At 35.5% G+C, this 20,191-nt stretch carries 18 protein-coding genes; 9 read left to right on the top strand and 9 right to left on the bottom strand.

Features of this window, described 5'->3' with window-relative positions:
• Positions 1-3: 3 nt before the first annotated feature.
• The 3 genes from ACNQF6_RS00355 to ACNQF6_RS00345 form a co-directional block, all read right to left on the bottom strand.
• Positions 4-2,325, bottom strand: coding sequence for a M28 family peptidase (locus ACNQF6_RS00355; RefSeq protein ID WP_417962975.1), 2,322 nt, complete (start codon positions 2,323-2,325; stop codon positions 4-6).
• 103 nt (positions 2,326-2,428) lie between these two features.
• The gene (locus ACNQF6_RS00350; RefSeq protein WP_417962198.1) at positions 2,429-2,776 is read right to left on the bottom strand and encodes a hypothetical protein; all 348 of its coding nucleotides are present in this window, start codon (positions 2,774-2,776) and stop codon (positions 2,429-2,431) included.
• Positions 2,773-4,302, bottom strand: coding sequence for a GNAT family N-acetyltransferase (locus ACNQF6_RS00345; RefSeq protein WP_417962196.1), 1,530 nt, complete (start codon positions 4,300-4,302; stop codon positions 2,773-2,775). Before ACNQF6_RS00345 ends, ACNQF6_RS00350 begins: the two co-directional genes overlap by 4 nt.
• A 180-nt stretch (positions 4,303-4,482) precedes the next feature.
• On the opposite strand from ACNQF6_RS00345, the gene ACNQF6_RS00340 reads away from it, so the two are divergent.
• Positions 4,483-4,806 carry a single-stranded DNA-binding protein gene (locus ACNQF6_RS00340; RefSeq protein ID WP_309757729.1) on the top strand — a complete coding sequence of 108 codons (324 nt, stop codon included), beginning with the start codon at positions 4,483-4,485 and terminating at the stop codon, positions 4,804-4,806.
• Between the two features lie 111 nt (positions 4,807-4,917).
• Here the strand turns inward: ACNQF6_RS00340 and ACNQF6_RS00335 are convergent, their stop codons facing one another.
• The 6 genes from ACNQF6_RS00335 to metG form a co-directional block, all read right to left on the bottom strand.
• Positions 4,918-5,817: a histone deacetylase family protein gene (locus ACNQF6_RS00335; protein WP_417962193.1), complete on the bottom strand. Its 900-nt coding sequence runs from the start codon at positions 5,815-5,817 to the stop codon at positions 4,918-4,920.
• Between the two features lie 81 nt (positions 5,818-5,898).
• Positions 5,899-6,528: a CatA-like O-acetyltransferase gene (locus ACNQF6_RS00330; RefSeq protein ID WP_417962191.1), complete on the bottom strand. Its 630-nt coding sequence runs from the start codon at positions 6,526-6,528 to the stop codon at positions 5,899-5,901.
• A gap of 188 nt (positions 6,529-6,716) precedes the next feature.
• Positions 6,717-7,979, bottom strand: coding sequence for an OmpA family protein (locus tag ACNQF6_RS00325; RefSeq protein ID WP_417962189.1), 1,263 nt, complete (start codon positions 7,977-7,979; stop codon positions 6,717-6,719).
• 235 nt (positions 7,980-8,214) lie between these two features.
• Entirely contained in the window at positions 8,215-8,901 is a 687-nt protein-coding gene (locus ACNQF6_RS00320; RefSeq protein WP_417962187.1) for an HAD family hydrolase, read from the bottom strand.
• A 37-nt stretch (positions 8,902-8,938) separates the two neighbouring features.
• The gene (locus ACNQF6_RS00315) at positions 8,939-9,835 is read right to left on the bottom strand and encodes a DMT family transporter (RefSeq protein ID WP_417962185.1); all 897 of its coding nucleotides are present in this window, start codon (positions 9,833-9,835) and stop codon (positions 8,939-8,941) included.
• A gap of 12 nt (positions 9,836-9,847) precedes the next feature.
• The gene (gene metG, locus ACNQF6_RS00310; protein WP_417962183.1) at positions 9,848-11,935 is read right to left on the bottom strand and encodes a methionine--tRNA ligase; all 2,088 of its coding nucleotides are present in this window, start codon (positions 11,933-11,935) and stop codon (positions 9,848-9,850) included.
• Between the two features lie 427 nt (positions 11,936-12,362).
• On the opposite strand from metG, the gene ACNQF6_RS00305 reads away from it, so the two are divergent.
• The 8 genes from ACNQF6_RS00305 (at position 12,363) to mgtE (ending at position 20,182) form a co-directional block, all read left to right on the top strand.
• The gene (locus tag ACNQF6_RS00305; RefSeq protein WP_417962181.1) at positions 12,363-13,085 is read left to right on the top strand and encodes a hypothetical protein; all 723 of its coding nucleotides are present in this window, start codon (positions 12,363-12,365) and stop codon (positions 13,083-13,085) included.
• A 169-nt stretch (positions 13,086-13,254) separates the two neighbouring features.
• Positions 13,255-13,425: a hypothetical protein gene (locus ACNQF6_RS00300; RefSeq protein ID WP_199074758.1), complete on the top strand. Its 171-nt coding sequence runs from the start codon at positions 13,255-13,257 to the stop codon at positions 13,423-13,425.
• Positions 13,426-13,538: 113 nt separating this feature from the next.
• Positions 13,539-14,078 (top strand): DMP19 family protein, encoded by a 540-nt coding sequence (locus tag ACNQF6_RS00295; protein WP_417962179.1) that lies wholly within the window; start codon positions 13,539-13,541, stop codon positions 14,076-14,078.
• 225 nt (positions 14,079-14,303) lie between these two features.
• Entirely contained in the window at positions 14,304-15,575 is a 1,272-nt protein-coding gene (gene serS, locus ACNQF6_RS00290; protein ID WP_417962177.1) for a serine--tRNA ligase, read from the top strand.
• A gap of 93 nt (positions 15,576-15,668) precedes the next feature.
• Complete coding sequence (locus ACNQF6_RS00285) at positions 15,669-17,447, top strand: tetratricopeptide repeat protein (RefSeq protein ID WP_417962175.1); 1,779 nt, start codon at positions 15,669-15,671, stop codon at positions 17,445-17,447.
• A 138-nt stretch (positions 17,448-17,585) separates the two neighbouring features.
• Positions 17,586-17,897: a DUF4286 family protein gene (locus tag ACNQF6_RS00280; RefSeq protein ID WP_417951006.1), complete on the top strand. Its 312-nt coding sequence runs from the start codon at positions 17,586-17,588 to the stop codon at positions 17,895-17,897.
• A gap of 163 nt (positions 17,898-18,060) precedes the next feature.
• A complete protein-coding gene (gene rsmA, locus ACNQF6_RS00275; protein WP_114753859.1) occupies positions 18,061-18,840 on the top strand; it encodes a 16S rRNA (adenine(1518)-N(6)/adenine(1519)-N(6))-dimethyltransferase RsmA in 780 nt (259 codons plus the stop codon).
• Positions 18,830-20,182 (top strand): magnesium transporter, encoded by a 1,353-nt coding sequence (mgtE, locus tag ACNQF6_RS00270; protein WP_099713861.1) that lies wholly within the window; start codon positions 18,830-18,832, stop codon positions 20,180-20,182. Before rsmA ends, mgtE begins: the two co-directional genes overlap by 11 nt.
• Positions 20,183-20,191 lie beyond the last annotated feature (9 nt).

Here is a 20,191-nt window from a genome sequence, read left to right as displayed (position 1 = left end):
AAATTATTTGACTTTCAAACTGTCTTTCACAACTGTTAAACGATCTTTTATTACAGGATATGTAATAGCGGTGTCTAGAGGATTTGTAAGAACAACTGGTGTCGGTTTTATTTTTTGTTTGATTACTACCGCATCATTCAAAACAAAAGGCGTTGGCATCATCCAATTTTCTCTTTTGGCTATTCCAAATAAAGGATTAGTCATTAAATCAAAAGAACTTTCCATCAGTTCCATATCAAAAACCGTTGAGGAATTTACGCTAAACTGCATTTCTAAAGGTGTGTTTGCAACGACATAGTAACTCAATATTTTCTTTCCTTTGCGTTGGTAAAGCGAATTTTTTTGGCCTAATGTGGTCACGCCATTCGCTTTAAAATTATGAATCGCCATTTTTTCATTGGCAAAAATATCATAGCGATTAACGTTTCTATTCGGGGAAATTTTTATTTTCAAATACCTTTGATTGCCTACGATTCTGTCTTCCAGAAATACTATACTTGGTTTCAGAATGTCTTTTTTAGGAGCTTCGGCAGCATACGTAAAACCTGAATTGTATTTGCTGAATAACGGTGTTCCATTCAACGCGGTTGCATCTTTTGGGTTTTCACCCAAATAGCTTTTGGTCCAGGAATCAAGATTGGTGTCATACGTAACCCAATTGGCTTTGTCAGTATCGGCATCGTATATGTACAACAAACTGTTTGATTTTGCTTTTCCGTATTCGTAACCTGATTCAGAATGTGCTTTCGCAAAAAAGCCGATGGCAAGCACTAAAAACACTAAAGACCAGATTCCCTTTTTGGCGAAAGCCCCAAAAACGGGTAGCAATAATCCAAAAGTCAAAACAGTAAGAATAGCACTTCCAAACAGTACTTTTAATCCCAAACCAATAGGAAACATCTGGATGAAAGGCGCTATGATTAGTAAAGCTGGAATGCTAAAAATAAGACTTAGTATTTTACGGGATTTTTGGGTAATGATAAATGTAGCGAATAAAAATAATCCAAAATAAACCGGAATAATTAAGAATCCAGCTCCTTGTAAACTAAAAGCCAAAGCTCCATTAATCACAATCCAAATAAATAATGGTGCTACATAATGATTCATGGTTACTTTCTTGGCAGAAAAACGGTTGTAAAACACTAAAGTTATTGCCAATGCCAAAAGTACAAATGCAGCAATGTAATCGTGCCCGTTATAGGTAAATCCATTCAGCAAATCATTGTATTGCGGGTAGACGGCTAATAATCCTTTCCATCCAAAAAAAGTAATTAATCCAGTAATAATCAAGGAACCTAAAAAGGGAATAAATCCTATCCCAATTTCTCCGAATGATAAAATACGCTTGGCTTTTCCTAAAAAAAGCAGAAAAATAAATAGCGCTAATGCTATTACCACCATTGGTAAAACCCAGCTAAAAGGATAACTTATAAATGTGTATGGAATGGTAAAATAGACGTAATCTTCGCTGGTCTGCGTTGTACTTAAATCGGCATTTGAGAAATAGTTCAGCAATGGCATTAAATAAGTGCCTTGATGCGCTAACGTGTTTTTGTTCAAATGATTGATGTCGTCCTGAGCGGTATGATAGTTAAAATGGTCATCAATAAAAGCAAAATTATAGCCTTGAATGTTTCCTTGTTCTCTGAAAACAGTCAAATCAGTATCGTTTGGTAACATTTTATAAATGCTGTACATCAAGGAATTTGAAACGGGAAAAGTCGCTTTTGCAGCAGCAAACTCTTTTGCTAATCCTGCATTTCCCTTGTTGGTTTCCATCAACATATAACTGGGTCCGGATGAACCACGCGCTTCAAAATTAAGTACCAAACCTATTTCTTTTGCCCAATGATGTTGAGTTACAAATAGTGCTGCGCCATTTAATCCTAATTCCTCCGCATCTGAAAACAGAATGATAATGTCATTTTTATGAGGAGTTTTAGAATATAAAAAAGCACGAACACTCTCTAGAATTGTCGCTACGCCTGAACCTGCGTCACTTGCCCCTTTAGAGTAGGAATGTGGCGCGCTGTCATAATGGGAAAGCAATAACAAAGCTTTAGAGCTAGAAGTTCCTTTTATGCGAGCCAATATGTTTTTTGATTGTACCAGATTTCCCCAATCGCTCAAGGTATATCCTTGCTGAACGGAAGTTTCCAGTCCTAATTTGTTGAGTTCTTTTATGAGATAATTAGCAACCACTTCATGTTCTTTGGAACCTACGTAGTGGGGCTGTTTGGAAATGGCTTCCACTTGGGTTAAAGCTCTTTTGGTCGAAAACTCAGAAAGAGAACCTTCTTCATCGGAAGTCCAATGCGGCATCATGGTAAAGTAAATTAATCCTAGAATTCCTAGGAGAAATAAACTGGCATAAATTGAGGAATAATCTTTTTTCATTTTTGGTTAGATAAGTTTTTGGTTGTGGTATTTAAATGTCTTTTTTGACTAGCATATAAAAATCATTGTCCAAAAGCATGTACCCTTGGTCATACAGGAAATAGTAGGTGTTTCCAGTTTTCGTTTGTAAAATATTAGTAAAAAATTCAAAATCAAAGCCTTTGCTCAAGAGTTTCGCCCGAGTGGTTTTTGATTTCCCTTCAACATTGATTTCAGATAGAATGCGGTAATTTTTGCGCAACTTATTGTTGATGTTCCGCATAAAATTAGTACTATCTTTATTTATTTTATTATTGTAGGCATTACGGCAACCGTCACTGCAGAATTTTTTATCCTCGCGACCTACAATTTTCTCTCCACATTCCAAACAGGTTTTCATGGGTTGATTTTTTTGATGTCGTATAAGTCAGTTCTGCGGTCTTTTAGAATTCGAACACTTCCATGCTCATGAAGTTCTTTCAGTAAATCTAAATCTACGTCGACTATCAATGTCATTTCCGTATTTGGAGTTGCTTCGGCTTTTATTCCGTTACTTGGAAAGGCAAAATCAGAAGGTGTAAATACAGCAGATTGCGCATATTGGATATCCATGTTATTCACCTTTGGAAGATTTCCAACGCAGCCTGCTATGGCAACATAACACTCGTTTTCAATTGCTCTGGCTTGTGCGCAATGTTTGACTCTGGTGTAGGCATTTTGAGTATCGGTCAAGAACGGTACAAATAAGATGTTCATTCCTTCATCTGCCATTAATCGGGAAAGTTCTGGAAACTCTACATCATAACAGATTACGATGCCTATTTTTCCGCAATCGGTGTCAAAAGTCTTTATTTGTGATCCTCCAGTCATTCCCCAATGTTGCACTTCGTTTGGAGTGACGTGAATTTTAGCATACATTTCTGAAGTTCCGTCTCTTTTACAAAGAAAACCAACATTGTATAACAGACCATTTTCTAAATAAGGCATGCTTCCTGTAATAATGTTTATATTGTAAGAAATGGCTAATTCCTGGAAACGTTTGTGAATAGGTTCCGTATGTTTAGCTAACTCCCGTATGGCTTCGGCTTCAGATAAATGGTTGTAATCCGCCATCAACGGTGCAGTAAATAGTTCCGGGAATAAAGCAAAATCACTTCCGTAACCGGAAACAACATCTACAAAAAATTCGCATTGTTCGAACAAAGCTTCTAGATTATTCAATTGACGCATCTGCCATTGAACGAGTCCTAAACGGATGACGCTTTTTGCGAGGTTTATTAATTTTGGACTTTCGTCGTAATAAATATTATTCCATTCCAGTAAAACTGCAAATTCTTTGGAATCAGAGTCACCTTCTAAGTAGTTTTTCATTACTCGGATCACATGGAAATCATTACTTAACTGAAAAGACAGTACGGGATCGTGAAGTTCTTTTCTTTTTACTTTTTCTATGTAGTTTTTTGGAGTGAGTGTTTTCGCATGCTGTCCATAATTAGGAATTCTTCCTGCAAAAACAATTGCTTTTAAATTCAATTGTTCACATAATTCTTTTCGGGCATCATATAAACGTCTGCCAAGGCGTAATCCTCTATAATTTGGATGAATAAAAACATCTATTCCGTATAAAACATCTCCTTTTGGGTTATGAGTAGAGAAAGTGTATTTTCCTGTTATATCAGAATAATTATGGTTTTTATCGACTAAACTTTCGTCAACAATTAAGGATAATGCAGAACCTACTACTTTTCCATCAACTAAAATTACCAATTGGCCTTCAGGGAAAATACTTAATAATTTTTCGATATGATGTTCTCTCCAGTACGAGCCAACCATTTCCGGATAAGATTCTACCATGGAGTTTTTTAACTCTTTGTAGTCATCAAATTTCAGATTTCGTAACTCTACTTTGTTTATTTTGGCTTGCATAAGAATTTGATTTTCATCAAATATAGCTAAATTTTCCCATTTACAAACGTTTACAAATAGTTACAACCGAAAGTAAATAGTTAGTAACCGAATACTTTTTGGAAGCCACCGCATCTTTGCAATGTTGATTTGAAAGAACGATTCAACAAAATATATACTAATATTTAAATTTTATACGCCATGAAAAACAGAGTACAATTAATCGGAAGAGTAGGTCAAGATCCAGAAGTAAAAACATTAGATGGAGGAAAAAAATTAGCCACTGTAAGCATCGCTACAAATGATGTTTATTACAAAGAGAACGGTGATAAGGTGGAGCAAACGGAATGGCATCGTGTTACGGCTTGGGGAAAAACAGCAGATATTATTGAAAAATATGTTGTGAAAGGAAAAGAAATTGGAATAGAAGGTAAGTTAACACACAGAAGTTATGATGATAAAAACGGTGAAAAGCGCTATGTAACTGAGATTGTCGCTAATGAAGTATTGCTTTTAAGTAAATAAGAATGAGATTAAAATCGCACGAAATTCTTCATTAAGATTTCGTGCTATTTTTTTTACTCCAGTGTAAAAACTGTCATGAATTTGAGGCAAGTATCCAAGTATTAAAATAATTTAGAAAATACTTTTTGCAACTCTGTACGTATTAGAATGAGCCTCGATAATTGTTTTGATGTCAGGTGAGTAGCCACCACCCATAGAAACTTGTATGGGAATTTGATGTTTTGCACAAAGCTTAAAAACCAATTCATCTCTTTTTTTACAACCTTCCAGTGAGCAACTTAATTTTCCTAACTTGTCTGAAGCTAAAATATCAACTCCTGCTAAATAAAAGATAAAATCAGGTTTTTGTATTTCAATTAATTTTGGAATTATATCGCCAATAGTATTTAGAAACGCATCATCAGTTGTTCCATCATCAAAGGCGATGTCTAGATCAGAAGTTTCTTTTTTGAATGGATAATTGGTTTTGCCATGCGTAGAAAAAGTGAACACATTTGGATTATTTTGAAAAATTTCAGCTGTTCCATTTCCTTGATGCACATCTAAATCGATAATTACTATTTTTTTAGCCAGTTTATGATTTAATAAAAATTGAGCAGCAATGGCTTGATCATTCAACAAGCAAAAAGCTTCTCCGTGATCCGTAAAGGCATGATGTGTGCCGCCAGCGATATTAAATGACACTTTGGTATCGAATGATTTTTGTGCACCTACTATGGTTCCTTGTGCAATTATCAATTCTCGTTCTACCAATTCTTGTGAAAGGGGAAAACCAATTTTGCGTGCTGCTTTTGTATCTAATGTGAGTTGAAGTAAATCATTCACATAGGTAGTGGTGTGAATAGCCAAAACGGGAGCTAAATCACACATTTCAGGTTCGAAAAAATCAGCTACAGAGGCTGTTCCTTCATGAACTAATTGTTGGGGGAGCAATTCATATTTCAGCATAGGAAAACGATGTCCCTCAGGCAACGGATGCTGATAAATAGGATGAAATGCTATTGGAAACATAAATATTTTTTGAGCTAGTGGTTCTTCAACAGAAGTAGAAGATAAGTAAAGCGAAATGTAATTCTTAAATAGTCTAGTGCTTTATTGATTCATTATTTCTTGAAAATAATCGACAAATTGTCCCAAATGCAAACCATCTACTAGTCCATGATGTACATGAATTGACATTGGCATGGTTCTTTTTCCGTTTTCATTAATTTTCATTTTTCCAAAAGAAATTTTTGGGCAACTATCCGGAAAAGTATAGCTTCTGGCATGCGATAATGAAGTGAAATCTAACCACGGAACCGCCGAAAAATGGATTACATTATCATCCGAAAATGTTCGGGTAAAAAGACCAGTCGTATTTTGTATTCTTTCAATCTCTGCCAATGTATTTTTAGTAAAAATTTCAAAGTCTACATCGTATTCGATTAAGGAAAATCCAAAACTACCGTCTTTACGACCAATAGTCGCAGAAGCATTAATGTGGTCACAAACATATATTTGATCATCCGTAATCCTATAACGAAATGATTCGGTGCCATTTACAGCAATTAACGTTTTGTGTAAGTAATAGATAAAAAAGGAAGTGTTTAATGATTTTGCACTAACATAGGCTTTCGTACAATCGATTTCGACAGTGGCACCAAAGAATGGTTCTTCAAATTGTCTAAAGAAATGGAAATGTTCTTTTCTAGACCAGTTCTCTATGTTTAAAAGTGTTTTCAAGATTTTGTAATTTTATTTTGTATTCAAAAGTACAGCTATTCTTTCGAACCTTGAATTCCTTTTTTGAACTTTTAATATAAATGTGGGTAATAAAATTGATGTGTAGTAGTTCTTACAATGGAAGTTTTTAGATATAAAAAAAGCCCTAAAAGAAATTTCTTTTAGGGCTTTTTGATATAAAAAGTAGTTTATTTTACTCTGAAAGTAACTTTTCTTACTAATCTTCTTGCATTTTCTGAATCGATATCTACTGAAGTATCTTCGCCAGCAGCAATTACATTTAATCTTGATGCATCAACATTAGCTTTCACTAAAGTGTTTTTTACATTGTTTGCTCTTGCATTAGATAATTTATCATTGTATGCAGATCTTCCAATTTCGTCAGCATGTCCTACAATGTCAATTGAAGCTGTAGGATTGTTTCTCAAGTAAGTTAACATGAAGTCTATACCTTCTGTAGAAACATTAGTTGGAGTTGATTTATTGAAGTCAAAATATACAGCAACGTAACCACCGTTAATTAAGCTTGTAATCAACTCGTTGTTTGTTAAAAGAGGAGAATTGTTAGTAGTACTACCGTAATTTTTCAAGATGTAAGCTTCTGTTTCATCAGGAACATTATTGTTGTTCTTGTCAATTGATCTTCCTTTAGTGTCAACCATTGCACCAGCAGGTGTACTTAACTCTTCGTCTAAATAATCAGCTACACCATCTTTATCAGAATCTAGCATTTTATTTTCGATAGCCATAAATCTAGCATCAATTGCGTCAAATTTTCCTTCATTGTCAATAACCCAGTCAGCATGTTTTTCGTTTTTACCTAAGTAAACAGTTAAACCTACAGTACCATTGAAAAGAATTCCTCCAAAACCTCTTGTGCCAGAATTGCTTACAGCATCAAAAGCACGATTTTGAGAAGCATTAAGTATAGTTGTGAAATCTCCTGTCAAAGCAATTCTGTTTGATAGTTTGATTTGACCTGTTACACCAGCCATAAAGTTACCCATTCTGTCTTTCCAAGCAGAATTTTGATCTTCTAACTGTGCTAAACCAAAACCTGCATGACCTAATAAACCAAGTGTATTAGTCCAAGTTTCAAAATTCATGATTCTTCCAAGGTTAGCAACACCTTGTAAGTCTACTCTGTAGTATTTAGTATCAAAATCTGCTGAACTGTTTTTTCCTTCAAAGCTGTTGTATCCAAAATCAGCTTTCAAACCAAATTTGTTGTTAAACATATATCTAACTCCAAGATCAGCAACAAAAGGGCTAGGTGTTGAAGTAAAGTAGCCTGGACTCATAGGTCTTTGTGGTTTGTTTACACCACCAGCTAATTCAACAGACCATTTGTTAAATTCAGTTCCAGTACTTGCGCTTTCTACATTTTCTGTTTGAGCACTCAAAGTTGTCATTGCAGAAGCAAAAACTAACGTAAGTATGATTTTTTTCATAATTTTATTTTTTAAAAATTCTATGCAAAAATACGATATAATGTTAAATATTAAATTTTAAACAGTTAATTATGTAAGAATTAGTTTTAATTCTATAAACTAAGTTCTGATCGGAGATTTTAGCAATATTTTGTATTTTTTTTATAGATTATTCAAAGATATTAACTTTAAAACAACGTTTTTTTTACTTGAAAAGACTTTTATTATTGGTTAAAGAAGTTAAAAACAATTTTTCTCATTCCAGTTTTTTCAAAACCTCTATTATTTTTTCAAAAGCACTGAAATTTTCATGTTCTATTGTATGGTCGATTTTCTCGTGTGCCCATGTCGTGTGAAACGGAATATGAACGGCGTGTCCGCCAATGGCCAAAACCGGCAAAACATCCGATTTTAAAGAATTGCCAATCATGAAAAATTCCGAAGGCTTTATTTCCAAACGTTTGATCAAATCAGAATAATCAATTTCCTGTTTGTCTGACATCACTTCGATATGGTGAAAATAATGACCCAAACCTGAATTGTGTAATTTTCTGCGTTGGTCTAATAAATCGCCTTTGGTGGCAACCACTAATTTGTATTTTCCGTGTAAAGCTTCTAAAGTTTCTTCGACACCTTCCAGTAAAACAATGGGTTTCTCCAGTAATTCTTTTCCGTATTGAATGATTTTTTCGATGATTTCTATAGGAAGTGTGTTATTGGAAATAGTCATCGCCGCTTCAATCATAGAAAGTATGTAGCCTTTGATTCCGTAGCCGTATAATTTTAGATTGTCGATTTCGACCTTGAAAAGTTCTTTGGAAATTCCTTGATGCGACAAATAATCTTCCATCAAACCACAGAATTTCTTCTCGGTTTCATCAAAATACGTTTCGTTGATCCATAAGGTATCATCGGCATCGAAAGCAATTACTTTAAGTTCCATTTTTATTTTATTTTTGATAATAATTGAGGTTTTTATTTTAACTTTTAATTGTTTTGGAAAAGACTTTCTTCATTGAAATTGTTTTCGAATAAAAGGTAATTCGGATTCCCAAAAGTAAAATAATTCCTCCGATAATCATTTGCTGTGTGATTATTTCATCTAAAAATAACCAAGCTAAAATAGCAGTCAAAACGGCTTGGGCTAGCAAGCTCAAAGACACTCTTGTGGCGTGCATGTGTTGTGTGGCATAACTGAGCGATAACCATGCTAATAGTTGGCAAACTACTGCCTGGATCAACAAGACTAACCAACCAGCATTAGAAAATCCGGAAAACGGTTCTTTTAACATTAAACAGAGAACTCCTAAATATATACTGGAAGAGATTAGGCTGATGGTCATAAATGAAAGTATGTCTACTTTAGAAAGCACTTTTTTACTGATTAATAAGTAAATAGCATATAAAATACCCGATAAGACGGCTAACAGGAATGCAGTGTCAAAATTCAATTCAATAAAAAACTGAAAACCAACCAGCATAATCATTCCGAATAATGAGATTAGAGTTCCAATCCAGAAATTAGTGGCGGGTTTTGTTTTTAAAAATAAAAACGAACCAATGCCTACCCAAAGCGGCGATAAGTTAGTGAGCAGTGAAGCCTGAGTAGCGCTGGATTCTTGGATAGCAATATTCCAAACGGCAACATCTGAGGCAAATAAAATTCCGCAAATTATAGCAGGAATTAATACTTTGAAAGTTGGTAGCTTGAATTTTTTTGTAACAATTACATATGGCAATAGCAAGGTTACTGCAATTGCCATTCTATAAAAAGCCGAAATTAGTCCGGGAGTTAACCGAAGTTTTATTAATATTGGAAAAATCGAAATGCAGAGTATCCCAACAATTAAAGCTAATTGCGGCTTTTTTATTTTCATTTTGTAATTTTCTTAATTGATTGTCTCCCCATTGGCAACACCATCGGTATCAGGGTTTACAAATACCAATTTTCCTTCGGCATTCGTAGTCATCAAAATCATGCCTTGACTTTCTACACCACGAAGGTTTCTTGGAGCCAAATTCACTAAAACAGTAACTTTTTTACCAATAATATCTTCTGGTTTAAAACTCTCTGCAATTCCTGAAACGATGGTGCGAACATCAATTCCAGTATCTACTTTTAAAATCAAAAGCTTGTTCGCTTTTGGCATTTTTTCGGCTTCCAGAATCGTTCCTGTACGGATATCCATTTTGGCAAAATCCTCAAATTGAATCGCTTCTTTTTGTGGTTCTGCAACTTTATTCTCTGCTTTGTTAGCCGTTTTGGTCGCATCCAGTTTGTCGATTTGTTTTTGGATTTCCTCGTCTTCAATTTTGGCAAACAATAATTCGGCTTCACCAATTTGGTGTCCAGCCGGAATCAAATCAGAATTTTGAGCAATAGTATTCCAGTTCAACGGACTTTCTATTTTTAGAATTCCTGATAATTTTTTAGCCGTAAATGGTAGGAAAGGTTCGCAAAGTGAACTCAACGCAGCCGCAATTTGCAGCGCCACATACATTTGAGTTTGCACGCGTTCCGGATTGTCTTTGATAACTTTCCAAGGCTCTTCATCCGCTAAATATTTATTTCCTAAACGCGCCACATTCATTAATTCGCTCAATGCTTCACGGAATCTGTAACGCTCTACGGAACTCGAAATTACTGCAGGATATGCTTTTAATTCGGTTAATACTTCATTGTCATAATCGGTGAAGTTTGGAGTTCCCCCTTCGGGGGTTAGGGGGCTTGGTTGAGGAACAATTCCGTTGTAATATTTATTAGTCAAAACCACGACACGATTAATGAAATTCCCGTAAATAGCTACTAATTCATTGTTATTTCTCGCCTGAAAATCTTTCCAGGTAAAATCATTATCCTTTGTTTCCGGTGCATTTGAGGTCAATGCATAACGCAAAACATCTTGCTGATTCGGGAATTCTTCCAAATATTCGTGCAGCCAAACCGCCCAGTTTTTAGACGTAGACAACTTGTTTCCTTCCAAGTTCAAGAACTCATTTGCAGGCACATTGTCCGGCAAAATATAACTTCCTTCGGCTTTTAGCATCGCAGGAAAAATGATGCAATGGAAAACAATATTGTCTTTCCCTATAAAGTGAACCAGTTTTGTGTCCTGATCTTTCCAGTACGGTTCCCAATCTTTTCCTTCGCGCAAAGCCCATTCTTTCGTAGATGAAATGTAGCCAATTGGCGCATCAAACCAGACGTATAATTTTTTTCCTTCAGCACCTTCAACTGGAACATCAATTCCCCAATCCAAGTCACGAGTTACCGCACGAGGTTCCAATCCACCGTCAATCCACGATTTTACTTGCCCGTAAACATTCGGTTTCCAGTCATTTTTATGTCCAACGAGAATCCATTCTTTCAAGAAATCTTCGTAACGGTCTAAAGGCAAAAACCAGTGCTTTGTTGATTTCATAATCGGAGTTTCTCCAGTAATGGTAGATTTTGGGTTGATCAAATCCGTAGCATTCAGCGTCGAACCACATTTTTCGCATTGATCACCATAGGCTTCTTCGTTGCCACATTTTGGGCAAGTTCCCACCACAAAACGGTCAGCCAAGAACTGATCTGCTTTTGCATCATACAATTGTTCGGTCACTTCTTCGATAAAATCCCCTTGTTCATACAGTTTTCTAAAAAATTCCGAAGCGGTATCATGATGGATTTTAGCCGAAGTTCTGGAATAATTATCAAACGAAATTCCAAAATCAGAGAACGATTTGCGGATAATTCCATCATATTTATCGATTACTTCCTGTGGCGTGATGCCTTCTTTTTTGGCTTTCATCGAAATCGCCACACCGTGTTCATCACTTCCGCAAACAAACAAAACGTCTCTTCCCTGCAATCTTAAATATCTGGAATATATGTCCGAAGGCACGTAAACACCCGCCAAATGGCCAATGTGAATCGGTCCGTTCGTATACGGCAATGCCGCTGTAATGGTATATCTTTTTGGATTCTGTATCATAAATTTATTTTTAGATTCTGAAATTAATTCAGAACGAGGTGCAAAAATAAGGAATCCAATTTTATTTGAAGCTATTTAGCTTCGCTGAATCTGCGATGTCCCGCTATCCGTTGCAATCTTTTTCAATACTGTTAGGGTTTTAAAAAAGGATTTCCACTGCTATCGAGGCTAGGAAAACCCGGATTATAAAAATGTATAAGTCTTGTGAGCTTTCTCTTCCTGCAAGGTTTTTTTTTGACCTTGTAGGTGTTTATATCTAAAAACATACCTACAAAGTTTTGTAAACCTTGCAGGAGAAAAAATTCTAAAGGCACATTTTTTTAGCCAAATGTGGAAAGCCGTAAGTGTATGTTTTTTCGTCTCGATAAATTTGAGGGCAGAATTGCAATGAATGCTAGCTTAATACAGAACCTAAAATTTAAACAGAATGAGAAAATTAATTACATTACTAATTATCGTATTAATATTAATTCCTAAAAAAGCTGAAGCTCAAAATAATGGTGCAGCAGCAGTAGCTGCTATTGCGGGTATAGCTGCTATTGGCGCTGGAATATTTGCCGTTGAACAGATGAAAGAGCAAGCTGAGCTAACCGCAACCCAATGGATATTAAAAAACCACCCGGAATTAACTAGCTTTTCATTAAAAACATTAGATTTTGACGGTAAAAAATTAAAGGATATGTCTTCCGTATCTGTAATCTTGTTCAATGTTCAAGAGTTTCAGCCACAAGAAAAGCCTGAGTTAAATGGTAAAAAACAAGTTTTGTTTGGATTTACCAGTAATGGCTGGGTAAATGAGAACGGTGTTAACTTCGATAAAGTAAAATGGTATCTTATTGACGAAAGTGAATGGATCAAAATGATGACATCCTATGTTAAAGTTGCTTCGGGTGTTAATGATAGTAAATTGATTAAAGATAAATTATTGGAAGGCAAGATTGTAAATAAAGGCTTGAAAATTAACAGTAAAATTGCACTTCCATTTTTTGAATTAACTGGCGACATGTATGTTGTAACGGATTACTCAAATGATATGAAATTTATCTACAATGAAAGATCTTTAGGTATTTTTCTAAAAGAAACTAATGATTTAGTTCAGATAGGAAGAAATCAGATCATCGATATCCACGACTTCTTCTTTAAGGAATAAGCAGATTTCGTCTACTAACTTGGACTAATCTAACGAGGATTTTTTGGCAATTTTATCCATAAAAATTTAATTAAAGCATTTTTTATCAATAACACGTCAAGAAGGAAAGCTACATTTATAATGTAGCTTTTTTTATATTTGTAACCGTAATTAAAGAAGACTGTAAACCATGGCAAAAGGACCCGAAAAAAATACTAAAAATAAGGCGTTACATACCAAATTGCTCAACCGGAAAAAGGCTAAACTTCAAGAAGAAAAAAAAGAAAAAGCGTTGCGTTTGAAAGCTTTGGTTACAAAAATGAATCAGAAAAAGAGTAGTGACGAATCTGATGTCAGTTAAATGTTAACGCTAATCAATCTGTGTTAATCTGTGCAATCCGTGGCTAAAAAAAAACTTTTCGATTCCTCAGTATTTTACCCGAAATTTGTAATACATATTCAAATACAAAACAAATGGAATTCGGTAGAATAATTATTTCAGAAACAGCCTTTAATAGTGAGAACCTTCAAGATGTGATTCACTCTAATATTTCGGTAATCAACTTAATGCGTGAGGAAGGCGTGAACGATGATTTGATTCACGAAGATGCTATAATGAGTTATTATTTAGATTATTATACCTCACAATATACCGAAGGAAATTTTGCTCAGTTTGTTTACAATTCCGGTTGGGATAAAGAACTGAATGAATTAATAGAAGAAGGTTTGGCATTAATTGGTGCCGAAAAGCATTTGGAATTGTTTCAACAACAATCCAAAAAAGTAAAATTAATGAGCAACGTAAAGCTGAATAAATTCCTAAAAGGGAAATTGGAAGGCGTAAATCCTATCCGAGATTTGCTTAACAACGACATTTTTTTTGAAATAGAAGAAAATCTAATTACTTTGAATGCTGCTTTCTTAAAAACCCACCCAGATTTTGAAGTACTTTCTGTAGACGACATGTTTGCAACCTTAGAAGAATTTGTGGGGCACGAGATTAAAAGAGACTAAAGTAAGTCAAAAGTAGAATGTCATAAAGTTTTTAAAGTCCTGTTTTTATTTATTTTTTTGAAGTTCTATTGTCAATGTAAATTAAACATTAGGGCATTTGAATCATACATTAGTATTGGACTTTATGACTTTCGGTTTTTGACGAATTTTTTCCCGCATTTCTATCAAACATTTCCTTAAATTTGCTTCCATTATTATAAAAGTTAGCGTTAAAAAAATCAAGCTATGTTACAAATCGCATTTATTAGAGAGAATCAAGAAAAAGTAATCAAGGCTTTGGCAAAGAGAAACATCGATGCTACAAGTGTTGTTGAAGAAGTGGTACAACTGGATGAAAAACGTCGCGCTACGCAAGTGGAGCTAGACAATATTTTATCCGAATCTAATAAATTATCCAAAGATATTGGCGAATTGATGAAAGGTGGAGAGAAAGCGAAAGCCGCAATTCTAAAAGAAAAAACCGTTTTAAACAAAGAGAAAAGCAAAGCTTTAGCGGAAATGGCTGATGCGCTTGCCGCTGAACTTTTAGAAAAATTATACACCTTACCTAATCTTCCTGCTGATATTGTTCCTGTTGGAAAAACACCGGAGGAAAACCTAAACGTTTTTGAAGAAGGGGAAATTCCAGTTTTGCACGAAGGAGCGCAACCACATTGGGAATTGGTAAAAAAATATGATATCATCGATTTTGAATTGGGTGTGAAAATCACGGGCGCAGGATTTCCTGTTTATAAAGGAAAAGGAGCACGATTACAACGCGCCTTGATCAATTATTTCTTGGATAAAAATACGGCTGCAGGATATAATGAAGTTCAGGTGCCACACATGGTCAACGAGGCGTCTGCTTACGGTACGGGACAATTACCGGACAAAGAAGGGCAAATGTACCATGATAAAACCGATGATTTATACTTGATTCCAACGGCTGAGGTTCCGGTAACGAATTTGTTTAGAGATGTAATCTTAAACGAAAATGAATTACCCGTTTTAACAACGGCCTATACACCGTGTTTCCGTCGTGAAGCAGGTTCTTATGGTGCGCATGTACGTGGATTGAACCGTTTGCACCAATTTGACAAAGTGGAAATTGTACGTGTAGAACATCCTGATAAGTCATACGAAGCTTTGGACGGAATGGTAGAACACGTTAAAAATATATTACAGGAATTGAAATTACCATACAGAATATTGCGTCTTTGTGGTGGAGATATGGGTTTCACTTCGGCTTTGACGTATGATTTCGAAGTGTTTTCTACCGCTCAGGATCGTTGGTTAGAAATCAGTTCCGTTTCTAACTTTGAGACTTTTCAAGCGAATCGTTTGAAATTGCGTTTTAAAGACAAAGACGGAAAAAACCAATTAGCACACACTTTAAACGGAAGTGCATTGGCTTTGCCAAGAGTTTTGGCTGGAATTTTAGAAAATTACCAAACTCCGGAAGGAATTGTAATCCCTGAGGTTTTACGTCCGTATTGCGGGTTTGATATTATAGATTAATTAGTGTTCAGTCCTCAGTGATCGGTGTTCAGTCAGCTTTTTGGACAATGCACCGTTTGGCTAACTGAACACTGAATACTGAACACTTTTAAGATGAAAAATATTTTTCTACATATTACCCTGTTTTTTTCATTGCTTTGTTTTTCTCAAAACGAACAATTAGCGCAGTATTATTATGATAAAGGTGATTTTGAGAAAGCAAAAATCAGCTATGAAGAGTTACTGAAAGAGATTCCGTTAAATTCCCAGTATTTTTTAAGAATAATAGATTGTTCTCAGCAATTGCAGCAGTTTGAAAGTGCCGAAAAAGCCATTCAAGAACGATTCAACAAGTACAATCAAGGGAATTTTCTGGTAGAGTTAGGGTATAATTTTCAGTTGCAAAAAAATGATGTCAAAGCTAAGATGTACTACGATCAAGCATTAGACCGAATCAGAAAAAATCCAAATGAAGTCTACGGAATATCAAACGCTTTTGAGAAAAAAGTATTACTCGAATATGCATTGAAATCCTATAAAACCGCTACGGAATTACAACCGAACTTTAATTTTAATTATCAAATAGGATTGCTTTACGGTCAATTGTCAAATATGGAAATGATGATTTCCACTTTTCTGGACGAGGCGTTTGCGAATCCTCAAAATTCCATTAGAATCCAAAATCAATTGGTTCGGTTTATGGCTGATGAAAGTGACGCAAACTTTAATGAAATATTGCGCAAAGCGTTAATTGTTAGAACTCAAAAAAATCAAGATCTCTTTTGGAACCATTATTTAAGTTGGTTTTATGTACAGCAAAAAGAATTTGAAAAAGCATTTATTCAGGAAAAAGCCATTTACAAACGTAATCCGGAATCGCTTACTAATATTGTGAATTTAGGGCAACTGGCCATTGAAGAAGACAATCAGGAAGCAGCTAAAGAAATTCTGGGATTTGTATTGGAAAACACACAAGATTTAGAATTGTTGATCCAGGCGAATTCGTATTTGGTAACCATGAAAATTGAAAAAGCATCCGAAAATGACTTTGTAACCATCAGCACAGAATTAGACGGTTTGTTGAAACAATTTGAAACAAGTCCTTTTACCTTATCTTTGCAGCTGATTCAGGCACATTTCACGGCATTTAATTTAAAAAAACCAGAGGAAGGAAAGGCAATAGTCAAGAGAGCATTGGAATTGAAATTGAATGATTATGAAGTGGCTAATGCCAAAATGGAATTGGCAGATATTCTGCTTTTCGAAGAAAAATTTAATCAGGCTTTAATCTATTATTCGCAGATTGAATTGGATTTGAAGAATGATGTAATGGCACATGAAGCCAGTTTAAAAGCTGCAAAAACCAGTTATTTCAAAACTGATTTTGCATGGGCATTGAAACAATTTAAGGAATTGAAATCAGCCAATACGCAGTTGATTGCCAATGATGCTTTGGAATATTTTCTGTTAATCAACGACAATACTGTTGCTGATTCGACACAAACGGCTTTGAAGCAATTTGCAAAAGGAGATTATCTGTTGTATCAAAACAGGAATCAGGAAGCGGTAACGCAGTTTCAGACGATTTTGAAAAACTATAAAGGACAAGGAATAGAGGCTGTGACCTTGTTGCGATTAGGGAAAATATATGAAAAGAAAGGTGATTTTGCTTTTGCTTTAAGCCAATACCAAGCCATTATTGACCAGCACAGCGACGGAATTTATATAGACGAAGCGTTGTATTTTTCGGCAGAAATTTATAACAAGCAGTTGTTGCCTGAAAAAGCGAAACCTTTATATGAAAAGGTATTGTTCAATCATCAGGACAGTATTTATTTTGTGGAAGCCCGGAAGAAATTCAGGCAATTGCGAGGAGATACAATAGCCCCCTAGCCCCCGAAGGGGTAATTAGGAGATCAACATAAACAATGAATTTTCGCTATAACTATAGTGAATGGTGCATAAATTAATTTACATTTTTAACCCTACTTACCCCTAGTAGGATCCCCCTTTGGGGGTTAGGGGGCTTATATGATACTATACAACGTTACCACAAACATACACGAAAGCGTTCACGATCAATGGATGATCTGGATGCAATACAAACACATTCCTGAAATTTTGGCAACGGGAAAATTCTCTTCGGCAAGAATGGTAAGGGTTTTAATTGAAGAGGAAATGGGTGGAGTAACCTATTCGGTTCAATATACGACTGATAGCAAAGAAACTTTAGAGAAATATTACCAGGAAGATGCGCCGGCTTTTCGGGAAGAAGGAGCGAAGTTGTTTGGAGATAAAATGCTTGCTTTCAGAACAGAATTAGAATTGATTGCCGATTTTTAGAGTCATTGTAAGGGACGAAGCAACCATATTCAGATTGTCGTTTTGAATCACAATCTTGAAGTAGCAATCTGCGACCTCCAATTTGAAATAAAATACACTTTGTGCCTAGTGCCAAAATAAACCTAAAATACAGCGAGATTGCTTTGTGCCTCGCAATGAAAACATGGAAAAAGTAACAGCCAAAAAACACCTCGGACAACACTTTCTGAAAGATGAAAGCATTGCAAAAGACATTGCTGACACGTTGAACTTAGAAGGATATGATGATGTACTAGAGATAGGTCCGGGAATGGGAGTTTTGACAAAATATTTGTTGGATAAACCGGTGAACACATACGTTATTGAAATCGATACGGAATCAGTAACGTATTTGGACCAGAATTATCCAAAATTAAAAGACAGAATCATTTCTAAAGATTTCCTGAAATACAATGTCAACGATGTTTTTGAAGGGAAACAATTCGCGATTATTGGGAATTTCCCGTATAATATTTCAACTCAAATTGTGTTTAGAACTTTAGAATACCGCGATCAGATTCCGGAATTTGCAGGGATGTTCCAGAAAGAAGTGGCGCAACGTATTTGTGAAAAAAAGGGAACAAAAGCGTATGGAATTCTATCGGTTCTGGTTCAGGCTTTTTATGATGCGGAATATTTATTTACGGTAGATGAGAATGTATTTATTCCGCCACCAAAGGTAAAATCGGGTGTTTTACGTTTGCGTAGAAAAAAAGATTACAGCTTGCCTTGTGGTGAGAAATTGTTTTTCACGGTAGTGAAAACGGCCTTTCAACAACGACGTAAAACGTTACGAAATAGTTTAAAAACCTTAAATTTGTCGGATAGTTTGAGAGAAGATGAAATTTTTAATCTTCGACCAGAACAATTAAATGTAGAACAGTTCATAGCACTCACCCAAAAAATAGAAGCCGATGGAGTTTAAAATCAGCAAAGAATTAATTCAGGAATTAGAGCAACTCATTCAAAATAAAAACGACCAGCAACTGGAAGTATTATTGAATGATATGCACCATGCTGATATTGCTGAAATTCTCGATGAGCTTGATTTTAATGAAGCGACCTATATTTTTAAAGTTTTAGACAGTGAAAAAACCGCCGAAATTCTTCTGGAACTGGAAGATGATTTGCGGGAAAATATATTAAGCAGGCTTTCGCCAAAAGAGATTGCGGAAGAATTAGACGAGCTGGAAACAAATGATGCAGCCGATATTATTGCGGAGCTTTCGAAAGATTTGAAAGCCGAAGTAATATCAGAACTTCAGGATGTTGAGCACGCCAAAGATATTGTTGACTTATTGCGTTATGATGAGGATACCGCAGGTGGAATCATGCACAAGGAATTGGTTAAAGTCAATGAAAATTGGAATGTCCTGACGTGTGTAAAAGAAATGCGCATTCAGGCCGAAAACATCTCCAGAGTCCATTCGATTTATGTCGTGGATGATGAAGATAGATTGAAAGGTCGTTTGTCACTCAAGGATTTATTGACCACTTCTTCCAGAACACCGGTAAGTGATGTTTACATCCGAAAATTAAACTCCGTAAAAGTAGATACCGAAGATGTTGAGGTAGCTCGAATCATGCAAAAATACGATTTAGAAGCCATTCCTGTCGTAGATGAAATGGGACGATTAGTGGGAAGAATCACCATTGATGACATTGTGGACGTAATCAAGGATGAAGCAGATGAGGATTACCAGTTGGCAGCAGGTATCTCGCAAGACGTTGAAGCAGATGACAGCATATTTGAACATACAAAAGCACGATTGCCTTGGTTGGTTTTGGCTCTTTTGGGTGGTTTTATCTCCGTAAAAGTGCTTGGCTTGTTTGAAGGAGCGATGTTTGAGCATGGGAATTTGTTCTTTTTCACACCACTTATTGCCGCAATGGCAGGAAATGTAGGCGTACAATCATCAGCAATTATAGTACAGGGTTTGGCTAACAATACGTTGAGCGGATCCTTGTTTAATAGATTGGTCAAAGAAGTGTCACTAAGTTTATTAAACGGACTGATTTTGGCTACGATATTGTTTTTAGGAAGTCATTTTCTATTGAATGTCGAATTGATCATTGGCGTTATTGTTACTATAGCATTGATGTCGGTAATTATTATTGCATCGTTAATAGGGACTTTTGTTCCGTTGTTGCTCGATAAATTTGGCATTGACCCCGCATTAGCAACCGGACCGTTTATCACTACAAGTAATGATATTTGCGGAATTCTGATTTATTTTTCGATAGCAAAAATGATTCTGGGATTTTAAGAAAGAATT

Source organism: Flavobacterium pasteuri (assembly GCF_048286615.1).
Taxonomy (GTDB): Bacteria; Bacteroidota; Bacteroidia; order Flavobacteriales; family Flavobacteriaceae; genus Flavobacterium.
Note: the sequence above shows the minus strand (reverse complement) of the source record. Positions and strands in the feature narration are given on the sequence as shown.

Bases quoted from the DNA above. Each gene is read 5' to 3' on its own strand.
- ACNQF6_RS00355 (WP_417962975.1), bottom strand. From the start codon at position 2,325: ATGATGCCGCATTGGACTTCCGATGAAGAAGGTTCTCTTTCTGAGTTT.
- ACNQF6_RS00350 (WP_417962198.1), bottom strand. From the start codon at position 2,776: ATGAAAACCTGTTTGGAATGTGGAGAGAAAATTGTAGGTCGCGAGGAT.
- ACNQF6_RS00345 (WP_417962196.1), bottom strand. From the start codon at position 4,302: ATGCAAGCCAAAATAAACAAAGTAGAGTTACGAAATCTGAAATTTGAT.
- ACNQF6_RS00340 (WP_309757729.1), top strand. From the start codon at position 4,483: ATGAAAAACAGAGTACAATTAATCGGAAGAGTAGGTCAAGATCCAGAA.
- ACNQF6_RS00335 (WP_417962193.1), bottom strand. From the start codon at position 5,817: ATGTTTCCAATAGCATTTCATCCTATTTATCAGCATCCGTTGCCTGAG.
- ACNQF6_RS00325 (WP_417962189.1), bottom strand. From the start codon at position 7,979: ATGAAAAAAATCATACTTACGTTAGTTTTTGCTTCTGCAATGACAACT.
- ACNQF6_RS00320 (WP_417962187.1), bottom strand. From the start codon at position 8,901: ATGGAACTTAAAGTAATTGCTTTCGATGCCGATGATACCTTATGGATC.
- ACNQF6_RS00315 (WP_417962185.1), bottom strand. From the start codon at position 9,835: ATGAAAATAAAAAAGCCGCAATTAGCTTTAATTGTTGGGATACTCTGC.
- metG (WP_417962183.1), bottom strand. From the start codon at position 11,935: ATGATACAGAATCCAAAAAGATATACCATTACAGCGGCATTGCCGTAT.
- ACNQF6_RS00305 (WP_417962181.1), top strand. From the start codon at position 12,363: ATGAGAAAATTAATTACATTACTAATTATCGTATTAATATTAATTCCT.
- ACNQF6_RS00300 (WP_199074758.1), top strand. From the start codon at position 13,255: ATGGCAAAAGGACCCGAAAAAAATACTAAAAATAAGGCGTTACATACC.
- ACNQF6_RS00295 (WP_417962179.1), top strand. From the start codon at position 13,539: ATGGAATTCGGTAGAATAATTATTTCAGAAACAGCCTTTAATAGTGAG.
- serS (WP_417962177.1), top strand. From the start codon at position 14,304: ATGTTACAAATCGCATTTATTAGAGAGAATCAAGAAAAAGTAATCAAG.
- ACNQF6_RS00285 (WP_417962175.1), top strand. From the start codon at position 15,669: ATGAAAAATATTTTTCTACATATTACCCTGTTTTTTTCATTGCTTTGT.
- ACNQF6_RS00280 (WP_417951006.1), top strand. From the start codon at position 17,586: ATGATACTATACAACGTTACCACAAACATACACGAAAGCGTTCACGAT.
- rsmA (WP_114753859.1), top strand. From the start codon at position 18,061: ATGGAAAAAGTAACAGCCAAAAAACACCTCGGACAACACTTTCTGAAA.
- mgtE (WP_099713861.1), top strand. From the start codon at position 18,830: ATGGAGTTTAAAATCAGCAAAGAATTAATTCAGGAATTAGAGCAACTC.